This is a genomic window from Streptomyces sp. NPDC053513 (assembly GCF_044544765.1).
Taxonomy (GTDB): Bacteria; Actinomycetota; Actinomycetes; order Streptomycetales; family Streptomycetaceae; genus Streptomyces; species Streptomyces litmocidini.
On the sequence record NZ_JBITXP010000011.1, the window covers coordinates 103,243 to 119,997 of the forward strand.

Genomic DNA, 16,755 nt, shown 5'->3' on the forward strand with positions numbered 1-16,755 from the left:
CATGGAACGCGACAGCCAACTCGAGCTCTACGAGGCAGTCGCCGCCCGATTGAAGGAAGCACACACCAGGGTGCGCTCACTGCAAGTCCCGGAGGGCGTAAGGATGGCGCTGTCCCGGAAGCTGCTGGTCGTCACGGCAGCGGCGAAGCACGATCTCAAGGACGCGGCCACGCGTCTCGACCGGTTGATGAAGGACCTCGACGAGGGCCGATTCCCAGAGGACGACTGACACCAGGAACTCCGCAACGGAACTTCCGCGTTGCGGCACTAGGGTGATTAGACCGTTTCGTGTTTGATTTGCGGTATATACATGCCTAACGTGCGAAAAAGCTTGAACACTTTCGTTCTGGCAATGTCTCCGAAGGGGAAGACGTGAACAAGGCGCAGCTCGTAGAAGCGATTGCCGACAAGATGGGCGGTCGTCAGCAGGCCGCCGAAGCCGTCGACCACGTGCTCGACGCCATCGTGCGTGCCGTGGTGGCCGGTGACCGGGTCTCGGTCACCGGTTTCGGCTCGTTCGAGAAGGTCGACCGGCCGGCCCGCTACGCCCGCAACCCGCAGACGGGTGAGCGCGTCCGGGTCAAGAAGACCTCCGTCCCGCGCTTCCGTGCAGGTCAGGGCTTCAAGGACCTGGTCAGCGGCTCGAAGAAGCTCCCCAAGGGCGGCGAGGTCTCCGTCAAGAAGGCCCCCAAGGGCAGCCTCACCGGTGGCGCCTCCGCGACCGTGAAGAAGGCCGCCGCCAAGAAGGCCACCACCGCCAAGAAGGCCGCCGCGAAGAAGGCGACCCCGGTGAAGAAGGCCACGACGGCCGCGGCGAAGAAGACCACCGCCGCCGCCAAGAAGACCACCGCCGCAGCCGCGAAGAAGGCCGCCCCGGCGAAGAAGGCCACGACGGCCGCGGCGAAGAAGACCACCGCCGCCGCCAAGAAGACCACCACGGCCGCCACCGCGAAGAAGGCGACCAAGGCCACCGCCAAGAAGACCGCGCCGGCCGCGAAGAAGGCCACGGCGACGAAGGCGCCCGCCAAGAAGACGACGGCGCGCAAGACGACCGCCAAGAAGACCGCCGCCAAGAAGTAGGACGCGCGGTACCGACCCGCCGGGCCGGGCTCCCCTCCGGGAGCCCGGCCCGCGGCGCGTCCGGACGCCCGGACCACGCGCCCCGGTGCTCCGACCGGGCGCTCCGGCCGGGACTCTCAGAAGGTCTGCAGCGTCACCAGGGTGATCCGGAGCCCCGCGCCCGACGTGCCCGGCTCGGCCTCGATCCGCACCCGCTGCCCCGGCCGCAGCAGCCGCAGCCCGCCCGCCTCGAAGGCCTCCGCCCCGAACTCCACGGGGGTGCCGTCGTCGAGCAGCACACTGCCGCTGCGGGTCTCGGGGTCGTACGTGAACGCGGTCGCCTGCATGGACCGCAGCCTATCGGGCCACCGCCGGCCACCGGGCGGCCGTCCGCGGACCGAGCCCCAGCGCCAGCGCCGCCGCCAGGTCCTCCCCGGTGTCCACGTCCCGGCGTACGGAATCGACCCCGGCGAGCCGGATTTCGGCCGCCCCCGATGACAAATGCCGCAGCCTCGACGCGCCCCCGAATGCCGGTTCCAATTCCGTCCCCGGCGCCGCCGAGAGGAATGTCGTACCTATTTCGGCGGCATCCGCGAGAAATGCCCTCGGAAAATTTCCGGCCGCGTCCAGGACCCGGGTCAGCTCCGCCGGCCGCAGCGCCGGGAGGTCCGCGTTGAGCGCCGCCACGCATGCGTGCGGCCGCCCGGAACGCACGGCCCGCGCCCCGTGCGCCAGCGCCGCGTTGAGCCCCGCCGCCGGGGAGTCCGGCACGATCCGCGCGCCCAGCGCCGCGAGCGCCGCACCGGCCACCGGATCGTCCGTGACGACCGCCACATCCCGCACGCGCGCGCAGTTCAGCACCGCCTCCACGGTGTCCTCGGCGAACGCCAGCGCGAGCCGGGGACGCAGCCGCGCCCCCGCCGCGGCCGCCAGCCTGCTCTTGGCCAGGGCGAGGGGCTTCAGGGGGACGACCAGGGACCAGCCGTCGTCGGAGCCGGTGCGCATCGGGGGCAGCGTCTTCATCGGGGCCATTCTGTCCCGCCCACGCGGCCCGCCGGAGGCGCCGGGGCGTACGGTGTCACTCGACAGACCAGGAGCATGGGGCGACACTTGACCCCCTGCCAGCCAGTCCCGGAGAAAGGTGTCCGAGTGCCCCGCCGCAGAATCGGCTTCTGGTACCGCCTCGCGGCGGTCATCGCCAAACCCCCCCTGGTGGTTCTGTTCAAGCGGGACTGGCGCGGTATGGAGCACATCCCGGCCGACGGCGGTTTCATCACCGCGGTCAACCACAACTCCTACCTGGACCCGCTGTCCTACGCGCACTACCAGTACAACACCGGCCGGGTCCCGCGCTTCCTCGCCAAGGCCGGACTCTTCAAGGGCGGCTTCGTCGGCACGATGCTCCGCAACACCGGCCAGATCCCCGTCTACCGCGAGACGACCAACGCGCTCGACGCCTTCCGCGCCGCCGTCGACGCCATCGAGCGCGGCGAGTGCGTCGCCTTCTACCCGGAGGGCACCCTCACCCGCGATCCCGACATGTGGCCCATGGCCGGCAAGACCGGCGCCGCCCGCGTCGCCCTGATGACCAAGGTCCCCGTCATCCCGGTGGCCCAGTGGGGCGCCAACCTCGCGATGCCGCCGTACGCCAAGGAGAACAAGCTCCGCCTGTTCCCCCGCAAGACGCTGATCGTGCAGGCCGGGCCGCCCGTCGACCTCTCCCGCTTCGACGGCCTGGAGCCCACCCCCGAGGTCCTGCGCGAGGCCACCGAGGTCATCATGGCCGCCATCACCGCCCTCCTGGAGGAGGTCCGCGGAGAGAAGGCGCCCCCCGAGCCGTACGACCACCGCAAGGCCCGCCTGGAGCAGCGGCGCAAGGCCGCCGGGGAGGGCGCCAAGTGACCAGGGCAGCCGTCTTCGGCAACGGATCCTGGGGCACCGCCTTCGCCATGGTGCTCGCCGACGCGGGCTGCGAGGTGAGCCTCTGGGGCCGCCGCGCCGAGCTCGCCAAGGAGATCAACGCCGGCCGGACCAACCCCGACTACCTGCCGGGCGTCGAACTCCCGCGGGGCATCACGGCCACCGCGGACCCCGCCGAGGCCGCCGCGGACGCCGACTTCACCGTCCTCGTCGTCCCCTCCCAGACCCTGCGCGGCAACCTCGCCGCCTGGCGGCCGGTGCTCGCCCCCGACACCGTCCTCGTCTCCCTCATGAAGGGCGTCGAACTCGGCACCGCCAAGCGGATGAGCGAGGTGATCACCGAGGTCGCCGACGTCCCCGCCGACCGCGTGGCCGTCCTCACCGGCCCCAACCTGGCCAAGGAGATCGCCGCCCGGCAGCCCGCCGCCGCCGTCGTCGCCTGCTCCGACGAGACGGTCGCCCAGCGGCTCCAGACCGCCTGCATGACCCCGTACTTCCGCCCGTACACCAACACCGACGTGGTGGGCTGCGAACTCGGCGGCGCCGTCAAGAACGTCATCGGCCTCGCCGTCGGCATCGCCAACGGCATGGGCCTCGGCGACAACTCCAAGGCCACGCTCATCACCCGCGGCCTCGCCGAGACCACCCGCCTCGGCCTCGCCATGGGCGCCGACCCGCTCACCTTCTCCGGCCTCGCGGGCCTCGGCGACCTCGTCGCCACCTGCTCCTCGCCGCTCTCCCGGAACAACACCTTCGGCACCAACCTCGGCCGGGGCATGACCCTCCAGGAGACCATCGCGGCCACCAGGCAGACCGCCGAGGGCGTCAAGTCCTGCGAGTCCGTGCTCGATCTGGCCCGCCGCCACGGCGTCGACATGCCCATCACCGAGACCGTCGTCTCGATCGTCCACGACGGAAAGCCGCCCGTCGTCGCCCTCAAGGAGCTCATGTCGCGCTCGGCCAAGCCCGAGCGCCGCTGAGCCCGGCCGTGTGAGCCGTACGCGCGCGTGCGAGCGGGGCGCTCAGCAGTTCGGGAGCCGCAAGGTACGCTCATCGCGATATGAGCGAGAACACCCAGAGCCCCCGCAAGCCGCGCGTGGCCGTCGTCTTCGGCGGACGCAGCTCCGAGCACGCCATCTCCGTCGTCACGGCGGGCGCCGTCCTGAGCGCCATCGACCGGGACAAGTACGACGTGCTGCCCATCGGCATCACGACGGACGGGCGCTGGGCGCTCACCGCCGACGCCCCCGAGCGGATGGCCATCGCCGACCGGAAGCTGCCCAACGTCTCCGACCTGGCCGAGTCCGAGCAGGGCGGCGTCGTCCTGCCCGTCGACCCGTCGAGCCGCGAGGTCGTCCTCACCGAGCCGGGACAGGTCCCCAAGGCCCTCGGCGAGGTCGACGTCGTCTTCCCGGTCCTCCACGGCCCCTACGGCGAGGACGGCACCCTCCAGGGCTTCCTGGAGCTCTCCGGCGTCCCCTACGTCGGCGCGGGCGTCCTCGCCTCCGCCGTCGGCCAGGACAAGGAGTACATGAAGCGCGTCTTCGTCTCCTTCGGCCTCCCCGTCGGCCCGTACGAGGTCATCCGGCCGCGCGAGTGGGAGCAGAACCCCGCCGCCGCCCGCAAGAAGATCGTCGAGTTCGCCGCCGACCACGGCTGGCCGCTCTTCGTGAAGCCGGCCCGCGGCGGCTCCTCCATGGGCATCACCAAGGTCGACGACCTCTCCGGCCTGGACGAGGCCATCGAGGAGGCCCGCCGCCACGACCCCAAGATCCTCGTCGAGTCGCTGCTGCGCGGCCGCGAGATCGAGTGCGGCGTCCTGGAGTTCGAGGACGGCCCGCGCGCCAGCGTCCCGGCCGAGATCCCGCCGGTCACCGACCACGACTTCTACGACTTCGAGGCCAAGTACATCGACTCGGCCTCCGGCATCGTGCCCGCCCCCATCGGGGACGAGGCCACCGCCGAGGTCCAGCGCCTCGCCGTCGCCGCCTACGAGGCCGTCTCCTGCGAGGGCCTGGTCCGCGCCGACTTCTTCCTCACCGAGGACGGCGACTTCGTCATCAACGAGATCAACACCATGCCGGGCTTCACGCCCATCTCCATGTACCCGCGCATGTGGCAGGAGAGCGGCGTCAGCTACCCCGAGCTCGTCGACCGGCTCGTCCAGGCCGCGCTGACCCGCTCCACGGGCCTGCGCTAGACGGAACGCGGCCGGGGGCGGGCGACCCGCGACCGGGGAGCCGGAGTGCGGTCACCCGCGCCCCGGCTCCGCGTTCACCCGCACTCCGACTTCAGGGTGCACGGCACGGTCCGCTCCACGGGTCCCGCGAGGTCCGTGAGCGGACCGGCGTCGTGCGCGTACCGCTCGTCCAGTGTCACCTCGACGTACGTCCTGCGGTACACCGAGGTGAAACGGGGCCCGGCACCCTCGCGCCGCTCCAGCATCCAGCGCACGCCGTTCGCGGAGACGCCCTGCGCCTTCGGGTCGCTCATCTTTTCGGGCCGGGGGACCCCGCAGCGCAGTACGATCGCACCGTCACCCCACCCGGCGGTCAACTCGGAGCCGGGCTCCGGGTCACTCCGCGCCAGACCCGCCACGGTGTCGGGAAGCTCCTTCGCCAGCGCCTGGCAGAGGGCGGCCTCCTTCGCCGGCGGGCTCGGGACCACGACGGACGCCGCGGCGTCCGGCGAGGAACAGCCGGCGGCGGCCGACAGCAGAACGGCGGCCGCGACGGCGGCGGGCAGGCCGAAGGGCCGGTGGGAAGACGTCACCGGCCAAGCGTAGACGGGGGCTACAGATGAACGACCGGGCAGGTGAGGGTGCGCGTGATGCCGTCCACTTGCTGGACCTTGGCGACCACCATGCGGCCCAGCTCGTCGACGGTGTCCGCCTGCGCGCGCACGATCACGTCGTACGGTCCTGTGACGTCTTCGGCCTGGATGACCCCCGGGATCTTGGAGATGGTGTCGGCGACGGTCGACGCCTTGCCCACCTCGGTCTGGATGAGGATGTACGCCTGAACCACGGAACCTCCAGGGCGACCACGAGGATCTTGTGGGAGAAAGGGACGCCACGGTACCGCGTCGCCGCGGGCCACGGGGAGACCCGGGCGTCCGGAGGCGCTCGGGGTGTGGCGTACGCAGGACAGAAGTTGACGGTCTACTTGACGGTACCCAGCACGGTGACGGCCCGCGACCCGCGGCGCGCCCAGACGCGCCCCCGCCCGCCGGCCGGCACGAAGACACGAGGTGAGACGCGGTGAAGGGCACAGTCGGAGAGCTGGGAGAGTTCGGGCTCATCAGAGAGCTCACGTCCCGGCTCACCTCCACCCCGGCGGTACGGATCGGGCCCGGCGACGACGCCGCGGTCGTCTCCGCCCCCGACCGGCGCGTGGTGGCCAGCACGGACATCCTGCTCGAAGGACGTCACTTCCGCCGCGACTGGTCGACGGCCTACGACGTCGGCCGCAAGGCCGCCGCGCAGAACCTCGCCGACATCGCCGCCATGGGCGCGGTCCCCACCGCGCTCCTCCTCGGCCTCGTCGTCCCCGCCGAACTCCCCGTCACCTGGCCCACGGAACTCATGGACGGGCTGCGCGACGAATGTCAGGTCGCGGGCGCGGCGGTGGTCGGCGGCGACGTCGTCCGCGGCGACACGATCATGGTCTCCATCACCGCGCTCGGCGACCTCCGCAACCACGACCCGGTCACCCGCGGCGGCGCCCAGCCCGGCGACGTCGTCGCCTACACCGGCTGGCTCGGCTGGTCCGCCGCCGGATACGCGGTCCTCTCCCGCGGCTTCCGCTCCCCGCGCGCCTTCGTCGAGGCCCACCGCAGGCCCGAACCGCCGTACCACGCGGGCCCCGCCGCCGCCGGGCTCGGCGCCACCGCCATGTGCGACGTCAGCGACGGCCTCATCGCCGACCTCGGGCACATCGCCGAGGCCAGCAAGGTCCGCATCGACCTGCGCTCGGGCCTCATCGACATCCCCACCCAGATGAACGACATCGGCCAGGCCGTCGGCGTCGACCCCATGCAGTGGGTGCTCACCGGGGGAGAGGACCACGCCATCGTGGCCACCTTCCCGCCGGACGTGAAGCTCCCCGCCCGCTGGAAGGTCATCGGCGAGGTCCTCCACCCCTCGGCGCTGCCGCAGGTCACCGTGGACGGCGCGCCCTGGCACAGCGTGGGCGGCTGGGACCACTTCGGAGAGACGGAGTGAATCCCCCGCTGGTCCTCACCGTCGCCGGATCCGACTCCGGCGGCGGTGCCGGCATCCAGGCCGACCTGAAGACGATGCTCGCGCTCGGCGTCCACGGCATGAGCGTGCTCACCGCCGTCACCGCCCAGAACTCCCGGGGCGTCCAGGGCGTCTGGGAGCTCCCCGCGGAGGCCGTGCGCGCCCAGTACCGGGCCGTCGTCGACGACATCGGCGTCCAGGCCGTGAAGACCGGGATGCTCGCCACGGCCGCGCTCGTGGAGACGGTGGCGGACCTCCTCGCCTCCGTCGAGGCCCCCGTCGTCGTCGACCCCGTCGGCGTCTCCAAGCACGGCGACCCGCTGCTCGCCGAGACCGCGCTCGACTCCGTCCGCACGAAGCTGCTGCCGGTCGCGACCGTCGCCACCCCCAACCTGGACGAGGTGACCCAGCTCACCGGCGTCCACGTCGGCCACGAGGACGACATGCGGACGGCCGCCGAGGCCGTGCTGTCGTACGGGCCCCGCTGGGTCCTGATCAAGGGCGGACACCTGCCCACCGGCCGGGAGGCCGTGGACCTGCTCACGGACGGCACCGAGGAGCACTGGCTGCGCGCCCCGCGCCACGACAACCGGCACACCCACGGGACGGGCTGCACGCTCGCCTCGGCGGTCGCCTCCGGGCTCGCCAAGGGCCTGACGGTGCCGGAGGCGGTGCGGCAGGCGAAGGAGTACGTGACGGGGGCCATCGCCGCGGGCTTCGCGCTGGGCGCGGGCATCGGACCGGTCGACCACGGCTGGCGGTTCCGGGACTGAACGGCGTCAGGGCATGGCAAAAGGCCGGTTCACCGAGGTGAACCGGCCTCTCAAGGCAACCGCAGGGGCTGCGCTACGACGGAACGTCGCGATTAGCGCGAGACCTTGCCGGCCTTGATGCACGAGGTGCAGACGTTGAGCCGCTTCGGCGTCCGACCGACCACGGCACGCACGCGCTGGATGTTCGGGTTCCAGCGACGGGACGTACGGCGGTGCGAGTGCGAAATGTTGTTGCCGAAGCCCGGCCCCTTGCCGCAGACGTCGCAGTTGGCAGCCACGGGTCACTCCAAAGACTTCAGAATTACAGTGAAATCCGGCGCACCGGAATCAGGAGTCTGAAGTGGCTTGCCGGGGAACGGCCCGGTTTGAACCGGGCAACCGAAGCAGCATACAACGCCTGCTTCCGTGGAACGAAACTACCATGGTCTCCGCCGGCCTCGCCCCTGCCCCTGGTCACGGGCGGCCGACCCCCGGTCTACCCTGCGGTGAGCTCACCGCCGAAGGAGGACCCCCCGTTGTCGCGAGCCCTTCAGCCTGACGAGGAGCTCGTCGAGCTCGACGCCGAAGCGGTCCGGACCTGGTGCGCACGGGCCCTCGACGCCCTCGGGCGGGAGCGCGAGGAGATCGACGCGATCAACGTCTACCCGGTCGCGGACGGGGACACCGGCACCAACCTGTACCTGACGGCCGAGGCCGCCCGGGAGGCCGTCGAGGCCGTCTTCGCCGCCTCCGAACCCGACACCGCCGAGGCCGTACGGGCCATGGCGCACGGCGCCCTGCTCGGCGCCCGGGGCAACTCCGGCACCATCCTCGCCCAGCTCCTGCGCGGCATGGCCGCCGTCCTCGCCGAAGGACGTGACGGTGATCACCTCGCCCGCGCCCTCGCCGAGGCGTCCGCCGCCGCCCGGCAGGCCGTCGCCCACCCCGTGGAGGGCACCGTCCTCACCGTGGCCGCGGCGGCCGCCGCCGGCTGCGCGGGCGGCGGCACCCTCCTGGAGGTCGCCGCCCGGGCCCACGACGGGGCCAGGGCCGCCCTGGAGGCGACCCCCGGCCAGCTGGCCGTCCTCGGCCGGGCCGGGGTCGTCGACGCCGGCGGACGCGGTCTGGTCGCCGTCCTCGGAGCGCTCGTCGAGACCGTGGGCGGCCGGACGCCGGACCCCGCCGGGACCGCGCCGGGCGCGGTACGGGTCCTCGGGGACGTACGGGCCGTGCCGGCCGCCCCGCCGGCCTGCGACGGCGAGGCCGGGCCCGCCTACGAGGTGATCTACCTCCTGGAGGCCGAGGACGCCGCCGTGGACCTGCTGCGGGGCCGGCTCGACGCCCTCGGCGACTCCCTCGTCGTCGTCGGCGGCGACGGGCTGTGGAACGTCCACGTCCACGTCGACGACGCGGGCGCCGCCGTCGAGGCCGGCGTCCAGGCCGGCCGGCCCCACCGCATCCGCATCACCCACTTCGCGGCCGACGCGGCGACCGCGAAGCCGTCCGAACAGACCGAACGGGCCGAACAGGCCGGACCGTCCGGACCGTCCGGCGACGGACGCGGGGAACGCGCCCGGCGCGCGGTCGTCGCCGTCGTCCCCGGCGAGGGCCTCGCCGGACTCTGTGCCGAGGCCGGCGCGACCACCGTCCGCAGCAGGCCCGGCGAACCGCCCGCCGACGACGACCTCCTGGAGGCGATCCGACGGGCGCACGCGCGCGAGGTCGTCCTCCTGCCCAACGACACCGAGCTGCGCCTGACCGCGGCCGCCGCCGCCGAACGCGCCAGGGCCGAGGGCATCCGCGTCGCCCTCATCCCGACCCGGGCCGCCGTCCAGGGCATCGCCGCCCTCGCGGTCCACGAACCCGACCGGCGCTTCGACGAGGACGTCGTCGCCATGACGGCCGCCGCCGGAGCCACCCGCTACGCCGAACTCGCCGTCGCCGAACGCCGCTCCTTCACCTCGGCCGGCGTCTGCCAGGCCGGCGACGTCCTCGGCCTCATCGAGGGCGACGTCGCCGTCATCGGCAAGGACCTGACCGAGACCGCCCGCACCGTCCTGGACCGGATGCTCTCGGCCGGCGGCGAACTCGTCACCCTCGTCGTCGCCGACGACACCCCGCCCGGCCTCGCCCCCGACCTGGAGGGCCACGTCCGGCGCGGCTACCTGGCCGTCGACACCACCACGTACCACGCGGGCGCGGGGGCGCCGCCCCTGCTCATCGGAGTGGAATAGGCCCCGATCCCGGCGGTCGTCCACAGGCTTCGGCACGACTGTCGGTCCCGTGGTCTTCAATGGAGGACGTGCCCGCGCTCGACGAACCACTCAAGAAGGCCCTCGGCCCCGCCACCGCCAAGGTCATGGCCGAGGCACTCGACCTGCACACGGTCGGGGACCTGCTGCACCACTACCCCCGCCGGTACGCCGAGCGCGGGGAGCTGACCACCCTCGCCGACCTCCCGCTCGACGAGCACGTCACGGTGGTCGCGCAGGTCGCCGACGCCCGGGTGCTGACCTTCAACGGCTCCAAGGGGCGCGGCCAGCGCCTCGAAGTGACCATCACCGACGGCAGCGGCCGGGTGCAGCTGGTCTTCTTCGGCAAGGGCGTCCACAAGCCGCACAAGGACCTGCTGCCCGGCACCCGCGCGATGTTCGCCGGCAAGGTCTCGCTCTTCAACCGGCGCCTCCAGCTCGCCCACCCCTCCTACGAGTTGCTCCGCGGCGACGCCGACGAGGCCGTGGACACCTGGGCGGGGGCCCTCATCCCGATCTACCCGGCCACCGCCAAGCTGGAGTCCTGGAAGATCGCCAAGGCCGTCGACGCCGTCCTGCCCGGCGTCGTCGAGGCCGTCGACCCGCTGCCGCCCGCCCTGCGCGAGGGCCGCGGCCTCACCGAGCTGCCCGACGCCCTGCGGATGATCCACCGCCCCCGCACCAAGGCGGACGTCGCCGCCGCCCGCGAGCGGCTCAAGTGGGACGAGGCCTTCGTCCTCCAGGTCGCCCTCGCCCGCCGCCGGCACGCCGACACCCAACTGCCCGCCGTCGCCCGGCGACCGGCCCCCGACGGCATCCTCGACGCCTTCGACGCCAAGCTGCCCTTCACCCTCACCGACGGCCAGACGAAGGTCTCCCAGGAGATCTTCGACGACCTCGCCACCGAGCACCCCATGCACCGGCTCCTCCAGGGCGAGGTCGGATCGGGCAAGGCGCAGCCCCTGGACTCCCTCGTGTTGACCTCTGTGGGATTCCGACGGATGGGCGACATGAGGGTGGGGGACGAGGTGATCGTGCCCACAGGAGAGACCGCAGTCGTCGACGGAGTCTTTCCACAGGGGGAGCGGGAGGTGTGGCGGATCCTTCTCTCGGACGGAACCGCCGTGGAGTGCGACGACGAGCACCTGTGGATCGTAGGAACGAGTTGCGCATGGCACCGCGGCCAGGCCCCCAAGGTGCTGACCACAAGGGAGATCCGCCATGACCTCTTGAAGGCGAACGGCTCCTCGAAGTGGTACATCCCCCCCGCCGCCCCGGTCGACCTCGGAGACGGCGCCACACTGCCGCTCGATCCGTACCTGCTCGGTGTGCTCCTGGGCGACGGCTCGTTTCGGCACAACCTGCGGCTCTCCACAACCGACGCCGAGATCCACGACGCCGTCGCGATGTCGGTGGAGCCGGGCTGCAGGCTCACCCCGGTGGTCGGCTCGCGCTGCGACTACACGATCCAGCTTGTCCGGCGTGCGGGCGGCGTCCGGAATCCGGTGATCCAGGCGCTGCGAGACCTGGAGCTGTGGGGTGTCACATCGCATGACAAGTTCATCCCCGAGCAGTTCAAGAACGCCACGATCAAGGACCGTCTCGCGGTTCTCCAAGGGCTTCTGGACACTGACGGCACGGTGCACCAGGACGGCATGAGTGTGTCGCTGTGCTCCGCTTCCCGCTCGCTCGCGGAGGACGTTGCGTGGCTCGTGCGCTCGCTCGGCGGACGAGCGCGGGTTCTGCCGAAGAAGACCGCCTTCAACGTCTCCGTGGCTCTGCCCGACGAGTACCCTCCGTTCCGGCTCGTCCGCAAGGCCGAGCGGATGCGTCCGAGGCCCAAGTACAACACCTTCCGGCGTGGCATCCGTGCTGTGGAGTACGTCGGCCGGAAGGCCGTGCAGTGCATCAGCGTCGCGCATGCCGACCATGCCTACGTGACGGATCACTTCACCGTGACGCACAACACGATGGTCGCGCTGCGCGCCATGCTCGCCGTCGTCGACTCCGGCGGACAGGCCGCCATGCTCGCCCCCACCGAGGTCCTCGCCCAGCAGCACCACCGCTCCGTCACCGAGATGATGGGCGAGCTCGCCGAAGGAGGCATGCTCGGCGGCGCCGAGCGCGCCACCAAGGTCGTCCTGCTCACCGGCTCCATGGGCGCCGCCGCCCGCCGCCAGGCCCTGCTCGACCTGGTCACCGGCGAGGCCGGCATCGTCATCGGCACGCACGCGCTGATCGAGGACAAGGTCCGGTTCCACGACCTCGGCCTGGTCGTCGTCGACGAGCAGCACCGCTTCGGCGTGGAGCAGCGCGACGCCCTGCGCGGCAAGGGGAAGCAGCCCCCGCACCTCCTCGTCATGACCGCGACGCCCATCCCGCGCACGGTCGCCATGACCGTCTTCGGCGACCTGGAGACCTCCGTCCTCGACCAGCTGCCCGCCGGCCGCTCGCCGATCGCCAGCCACGTCGTCCCCGCCGCCGACAAGCCGCACTTCCTCGCGCGCGCGTGGGAGCGGGTCCGCGAGGAGGTGGAGAACGGGCACCAGGCGTACGTCGTCTGCCCCCGCATCGGCGACGAGGAGGACCAGAAGAAGAAGGCCAAGGCGTCCCCCGAGGACGAGGCCGAGAAGCGCCCGCCGCTCGCCGTCCTCGACGTCGCCGAGAAGCTCGGCGCCGGCCCCCTCGCGGGCCTGCGGATCGCCGTCCTGCACGGCCGCATGCACCCGGACGACAAGGACGACGTCATGCGCCGCTTCGCCGCCGGCGACCTCGACGTCCTCGTCGCCACCACGGTCATCGAGGTCGGCGTCAACGTGCCCAACGCCACCGCCATGGTGATCATGGACGCCGACCGCTTCGGCGTCTCCCAGCTCCACCAGCTCCGCGGCCGCGTCGGCCGCGGCTCCGCCCCCGGCCTCTGCCTCCTCGTCAGCGAGATGCCCGAGGCCAGCCCCGCCCGCCAGCGGCTGAACGCCGTCGCCTCCACCCTCGACGGCTTCGAGCTCTCCCGCATCGACCTCGAACAGCGGCGCGAGGGCGACGTCCTCGGCCAGGCCCAGTCCGGCGTCCGCTCCTCCCTCCGGGTGCTCGCCGTCATCGACGACGAGGAGGTCATCGCCGCCGCCCGCGAGGAGGCCACCGCCCTCGTCCTCGCCGACCCCGACCTCGACGCCCACCCCGGCCTGCGCACCGCGCTCGACGCGCTCCTCAGCGAGGAGCGGGAGGAGTACCTGGAGAAGGGCTGACGCCAGGGTGCCGACGGCGCCATAAGCTATTGCGTACGCAATGGTTTATGGAGAACGAGGACACCGATGACCCGCGTGATCGCCGGCAGCGCCGGCGGACGGCGCCTGGCCGTGCCCCCCGGCAACGGCACCCGCCCCACCTCCGACCGGGCGCGGGAAGGCCTCTTCTCCACCTGGGAGTCGTTCCAGGGCCTGGCCGGGGCCAGGGTCGCCGACCTGTACGCGGGCTCCGGCGCCGTCGCCCTGGAGGCGCTCTCCCGGGGCGCCGCCCACGCCCTCCTCGTGGAGGCCGACCCCCGCGCCGCGAAGACGATCCGGGACAACATCCGCTCGATCGGCCTGCCCGGCGCCGAACTCCGCACCGGCAAGGCCGAGCAGATCGTGACGGGACCGGCCCCGGCCGACCCGTACGACCTGGTCTTCCTCGACCCGCCCTACGCCGTCGGGGACGACGATCTCCGCGAGATTCTCCTCACACTGCGCTCGGGGGGCTGGCTGAGCGAGGATGCCCTCGTCACCGTGGAGCGCAGCACCCGAGGCGGGGAGTTCGGCTGGCCCGAGGGCTTCGACCCCCTGCGGTCCCGTCGTTACGGCGAGGGAACGTTTTGGTACGGTCGCGCCGCCTCTACGTGCGAAGACGCACGATGACCGGACCGGAGAGCGAGGGACCCAAGTTGCGCCGCGCCGTCTGTCCGGGGTCATTCGACCCCATCACCAACGGACACCTCGACATCATCGCCCGCGCCTCCAAGCTGTACGACGTCGTACACGTGGCCGTGATGATCAACCAGTCGAAGAAGGGCCTCTTCACGGTCGACGAGCGGATAGAGCTGATCCGCGAGGTCACCGCCGACTTCGGCAACGTCGAGGTGGAGTCCTTCCACGGCCTCCTCGTCGACTTCTGCAAGCAGCGCGACATCCCCGCGATCGTCAAGGGCCTGCGCGCGGTCAGCGACTTCGACTACGAGCTGCAGATGGCCCAGATGAACAACGGCCTCTCGGGCGTGGAGACCCTCTTCGTCCCCACCAACCCGACGTACAGCTTCCTCTCCTCCTCCCTGGTCAAGGAAGTGGCCGCCTGGGGAGGCGACGTCTCCCACCTGGTCCCGCCGACGGTCCTCCCGCGGCTGACCGAGCGGCTCGCGCAGAAGTGACGCGCGGCCACCGCCGCTGACGCTCCGTCACCTGGTGTCGGACGGGCGCCGACTGCCCTTACAGTCGTCCCGTCCGTCTCCATCCAGCTGTAGAGAGTGGCGAGCACCAGGTGGACGTGCAGAAGAAGCTCGACGAGATCGTCGCGACCGTGCAGGGCGCCCGTTCCATGCCCATGTCGGCATCCTGCGTGGTCAACCGCGCCGAGCTGCTCGCCCTGCTCGAAGAGGTGCGCCAGGCCCTGCCCGGCTCCCTGGCCCAGGCCCAGGAGCTGATCGGCGGCCGCGAGCAGATGGTCGAGCAGGCCCGCCAGGAGGCCGAGCGGATCATCGAGGCCGCCCACGCCGAGCGGGGCTCGATCGTCTCCGACACCCAGGTCGCCCGCGAGTCCCAGGAGGAGGCCGACCGGATCCTCGCCGAGGCCCGCCGCGAGGCCGAGGAGGTGCGGGCCGAGGCCGACGACTACGTGGACTCCAAGCTCGCCAACTTCGAGGTCGTCCTCAACAAGACCATCGGCTCCGTCGACCGCGGGCGCGAGAAGCTCCTCGGCCGCGGTCCGGGCCTCGACCGGGACGGCTACGCCGACGCGGACGCCCCCGAGTACAGCGCCGACCCCCAGACCCTCATCCAGCGGGCCGACGAGTACGTGGACGCGAAGCTGGGCGCCTTCGAGGCCGTCCTCACCAAGACCCTGGAGGCCGTCGGCCGGGGCCGGCAGAAGCTGCACGGCCGGATCGCCACGGACGCCCTCGGCGAGCACATGGCTGCCCAGGACGGCCTCGGCGGCGCGGTCCACACCAGCGACGCGGACTACCTCGCCGGGCTCGCGGAGCTCTCCGACCCCGAGCCCGCGCAGGCCCCGCAGATCCCCGCGCAGCAGCCCGACCCGTACGGCTACCCGCAGCAGCCCCGGCAGGACCCGGCCTACGCGTACCAGCAGCAGACGGACGCGTACGGCTACCAGCAGCAGGATCCGTACGCGTACCAGGGGCAGTACGGCTACGAGCAGCAGCAGTATGACCCCCACGCCCAGGCCCAGGCCCACGCGCAGCCGCAGCAGGCCGCCGCGCTCGACGAGACCAGCTTCTTCGACACGAGCATGATCGACCTGGAGCAGCTGCGCCGGTACGAACAGGGGCAGTGAGGGCGGGGAGCCCGGATTGGGCCCTGAGCGAAGCGTCCAGTATCCTGGCTCTTCGGTCGCGCTATGTCCGCGATCCCCGCTGCCCACGTCCGGCAGCCTCCTCCACGCCGCAGAACGATCCGAAAGCAGGAAGAGCCCTGAGCACGCGCCTCGACCACCGCAACCCCCTCGTGTTCGACACGCACGAGCTGGGGCGGCGTCCTGGCGCCCTGCAGCGGCTCTCGCGTTCGGTCGAGGCGCCCGGCGGCAACGCCGCGTTCGGCGTCGAAGGAGTGATCGGAGTGCCCGAGGGCTCTCCGGTGGAAATCGATCTCCGTCTTGAGTCGGTCATGGAAGGGGTGCTTGTCACAGGCACCGCCCGTGCATCGGCCGAGGGGGAGTGCGTAAGGTGTCTGGAGCCCGTCGAGCTGGAGCTCGACGTGGACTTCCAGGAGATGTTCTCGTACCCCGACTCCGACGACCGGGGCCGCTCCAGGGCGGCCGCGGACGACGAAGCCGAGGACGACGAGGACATGATCCCCCTCGAGGACGGCATGTTCGACCTCGAGCCCGTGCTGCGTGATGCGGTGGTGCTCGCACTGCCGATGCAGCCGGTGTGCCGGGAGGACTGTGCGGGTCTGTGTTCCGAGTGCGGAACCAACCTGAACGAGAACCCGGACCACCACCATGAAGCCGTCGACATCCGTTGGGCGGCACTGCAGGGACTCGCCGGTTCGCTGGGAACCGATGAGAAGGACAACATGAGCGGCAAAGCCTCTGACGGGGACGTCCGAAGCGCCGCCGAGAAGCAGGAGAAGTAGCCGTGGCTGTTCCGAAGCGGAAGATGTCGCGCAGCAACACGCGCCACCGCCGGTCGCAGTGGAAGGCTGCGGTCCCCACCCTGGTTTCGTGTGAGCGTTGCCAGGAGCCGAAGCTGCAGCACATCGCGTGCCCGAGCTGCGGCACCTACAACAAGCGCCAGGTCCTCTCGGTCTGAGTGGCTGGTGAG

General features: G+C 71.8%; 19 protein-coding genes. 14 read left to right on the top strand and 5 right to left on the bottom strand.

From position 1 onward, the window contains the following. The first annotated feature begins 1 nt into the window (after position 1). Positions 2-229 (top strand): hypothetical protein, encoded by a 228-nt coding sequence (locus ACIGW4_RS20830; RefSeq protein WP_015036430.1) that lies wholly within the window; start codon positions 2-4, stop codon positions 227-229. A 143-nt stretch (positions 230-372) separates the two neighbouring features. Continuing rightward, positions 373-1,080, top strand: a complete 708-nt coding sequence (locus ACIGW4_RS20835; RefSeq protein WP_123455574.1) for an HU family DNA-binding protein — start codon at positions 373-375, stop codon at positions 1,078-1,080. 116 nt (positions 1,081-1,196) lie between these two features. Here ACIGW4_RS20835 and ACIGW4_RS20840 read toward each other — a convergent pair whose 3' ends face one another. Further along, positions 1,197-1,406 carry a hypothetical protein gene (locus tag ACIGW4_RS20840; protein WP_030551092.1) on the bottom strand — a complete coding sequence of 70 codons (210 nt, stop codon included), beginning with the start codon at positions 1,404-1,406 and terminating at the stop codon, positions 1,197-1,199. A gap of 10 nt (positions 1,407-1,416) precedes the next feature. Beyond that, positions 1,417-2,082, bottom strand: a complete 666-nt coding sequence (gene cofC / locus ACIGW4_RS20845) for a 2-phospho-L-lactate guanylyltransferase (protein WP_399582187.1) — start codon at positions 2,080-2,082, stop codon at positions 1,417-1,419. Positions 2,083-2,208: 126 nt separating this feature from the next. Here cofC and ACIGW4_RS20850 point away from each other — a divergent pair, with 126 nt between their 5' ends. The 3 genes from ACIGW4_RS20850 to ACIGW4_RS20860 all read left to right on the top strand — a co-directional run bounded on the left by ACIGW4_RS20850 (position 2,209) and on the right by ACIGW4_RS20860 (position 5,179). Beyond that, a complete protein-coding gene (locus tag ACIGW4_RS20850; protein WP_123455575.1) occupies positions 2,209-2,961 on the top strand; it encodes a 1-acyl-sn-glycerol-3-phosphate acyltransferase in 753 nt (250 codons plus the stop codon). Then, on the top strand, positions 2,958-3,959 hold the full coding sequence (locus tag ACIGW4_RS20855; RefSeq protein WP_123455576.1) for an NAD(P)H-dependent glycerol-3-phosphate dehydrogenase: 1,002 nt from the start codon (positions 2,958-2,960) through the stop codon (positions 3,957-3,959). The genes ACIGW4_RS20850 and ACIGW4_RS20855 overlap by 4 nt, the downstream gene beginning before the upstream one ends. 80 nt (positions 3,960-4,039) lie before the next feature. Beyond that, on the top strand, positions 4,040-5,179 hold the full coding sequence (locus tag ACIGW4_RS20860; protein WP_123455577.1) for a D-alanine--D-alanine ligase family protein: 1,140 nt from the start codon (positions 4,040-4,042) through the stop codon (positions 5,177-5,179). Positions 5,180-5,253: 74 nt separating this feature from the next. Here ACIGW4_RS20860 and ACIGW4_RS20865 read toward each other — a convergent pair whose 3' ends face one another. Together ACIGW4_RS20865 and ACIGW4_RS20870 are read right to left on the bottom strand one after the other, a co-directional pair. Continuing rightward, a complete protein-coding gene (locus tag ACIGW4_RS20865) occupies positions 5,254-5,751 on the bottom strand; it encodes a DUF3515 domain-containing protein (protein WP_123455578.1) in 498 nt (165 codons plus the stop codon). Between the two features lie 20 nt (positions 5,752-5,771). Next, positions 5,772-6,005 (bottom strand): Lrp/AsnC family transcriptional regulator, encoded by a 234-nt coding sequence (locus ACIGW4_RS20870; RefSeq protein ID WP_017947604.1) that lies wholly within the window; start codon positions 6,003-6,005, stop codon positions 5,772-5,774. A 233-nt stretch (positions 6,006-6,238) separates the two neighbouring features. On the opposite strand from ACIGW4_RS20870, the gene ACIGW4_RS20875 reads away from it, so the two are divergent. Together ACIGW4_RS20875 and thiD are read left to right on the top strand one after the other, a co-directional pair. After that, positions 6,239-7,201, top strand: coding sequence for a thiamine-phosphate kinase (locus ACIGW4_RS20875; protein WP_116158650.1), 963 nt, complete (start codon positions 6,239-6,241; stop codon positions 7,199-7,201). Beyond that, complete coding sequence (gene thiD / locus ACIGW4_RS20880; protein ID WP_123455580.1) at positions 7,198-7,992, top strand: bifunctional hydroxymethylpyrimidine kinase/phosphomethylpyrimidine kinase; 795 nt, start codon at positions 7,198-7,200, stop codon at positions 7,990-7,992. The genes ACIGW4_RS20875 and thiD overlap by 4 nt, the downstream gene beginning before the upstream one ends. 92 nt (positions 7,993-8,084) lie before the next feature. Here the strand turns inward: thiD and rpmB are convergent, their stop codons facing one another. Further along, complete coding sequence (gene rpmB, locus ACIGW4_RS20885; protein ID WP_003957616.1) at positions 8,085-8,270, bottom strand: 50S ribosomal protein L28; 186 nt, start codon at positions 8,268-8,270, stop codon at positions 8,085-8,087. A 237-nt stretch (positions 8,271-8,507) separates the two neighbouring features. Here rpmB and ACIGW4_RS20890 point away from each other — a divergent pair, with 237 nt between their 5' ends. The 7 genes from ACIGW4_RS20890 to rpmF all read left to right on the top strand — a co-directional run bounded on the left by ACIGW4_RS20890 (position 8,508) and on the right by rpmF (position 16,743). After that, complete coding sequence (locus ACIGW4_RS20890) at positions 8,508-10,205, top strand: DAK2 domain-containing protein (protein WP_399582192.1); 1,698 nt, start codon at positions 8,508-8,510, stop codon at positions 10,203-10,205. A 59-nt stretch (positions 10,206-10,264) separates the two neighbouring features. Further along, positions 10,265-13,471: a helicase-related protein gene (locus ACIGW4_RS20895; RefSeq protein ID WP_399582194.1), complete on the top strand. Its 3,207-nt coding sequence runs from the start codon at positions 10,265-10,267 to the stop codon at positions 13,469-13,471. Between the two features lie 66 nt (positions 13,472-13,537). Then, a complete protein-coding gene (gene rsmD / locus ACIGW4_RS20900) occupies positions 13,538-14,119 on the top strand; it encodes a 16S rRNA (guanine(966)-N(2))-methyltransferase RsmD (protein WP_123455583.1) in 582 nt (193 codons plus the stop codon). 26 nt (positions 14,120-14,145) lie between these two features. Beyond that, on the top strand, positions 14,146-14,625 hold the full coding sequence (gene coaD, locus ACIGW4_RS20905; RefSeq protein WP_185094788.1) for a pantetheine-phosphate adenylyltransferase: 480 nt from the start codon (positions 14,146-14,148) through the stop codon (positions 14,623-14,625). A gap of 110 nt (positions 14,626-14,735) precedes the next feature. Further along, positions 14,736-15,767 carry an ATP synthase F0 subunit B gene (locus ACIGW4_RS20910; RefSeq protein WP_359589273.1) on the top strand — a complete coding sequence of 344 codons (1,032 nt, stop codon included), beginning with the start codon at positions 14,736-14,738 and terminating at the stop codon, positions 15,765-15,767. 137 nt (positions 15,768-15,904) lie between these two features. Next, positions 15,905-16,567, top strand: a complete 663-nt coding sequence (locus ACIGW4_RS20915; RefSeq protein WP_123457511.1) for a DUF177 domain-containing protein — start codon at positions 15,905-15,907, stop codon at positions 16,565-16,567. Between the two features lie 2 nt (positions 16,568-16,569). Beyond that, on the top strand, positions 16,570-16,743 hold the full coding sequence (gene rpmF / locus ACIGW4_RS20920) for a 50S ribosomal protein L32 (protein WP_015036448.1): 174 nt from the start codon (positions 16,570-16,572) through the stop codon (positions 16,741-16,743). The last annotated feature ends 12 nt before the right edge of the window (positions 16,744-16,755 follow it).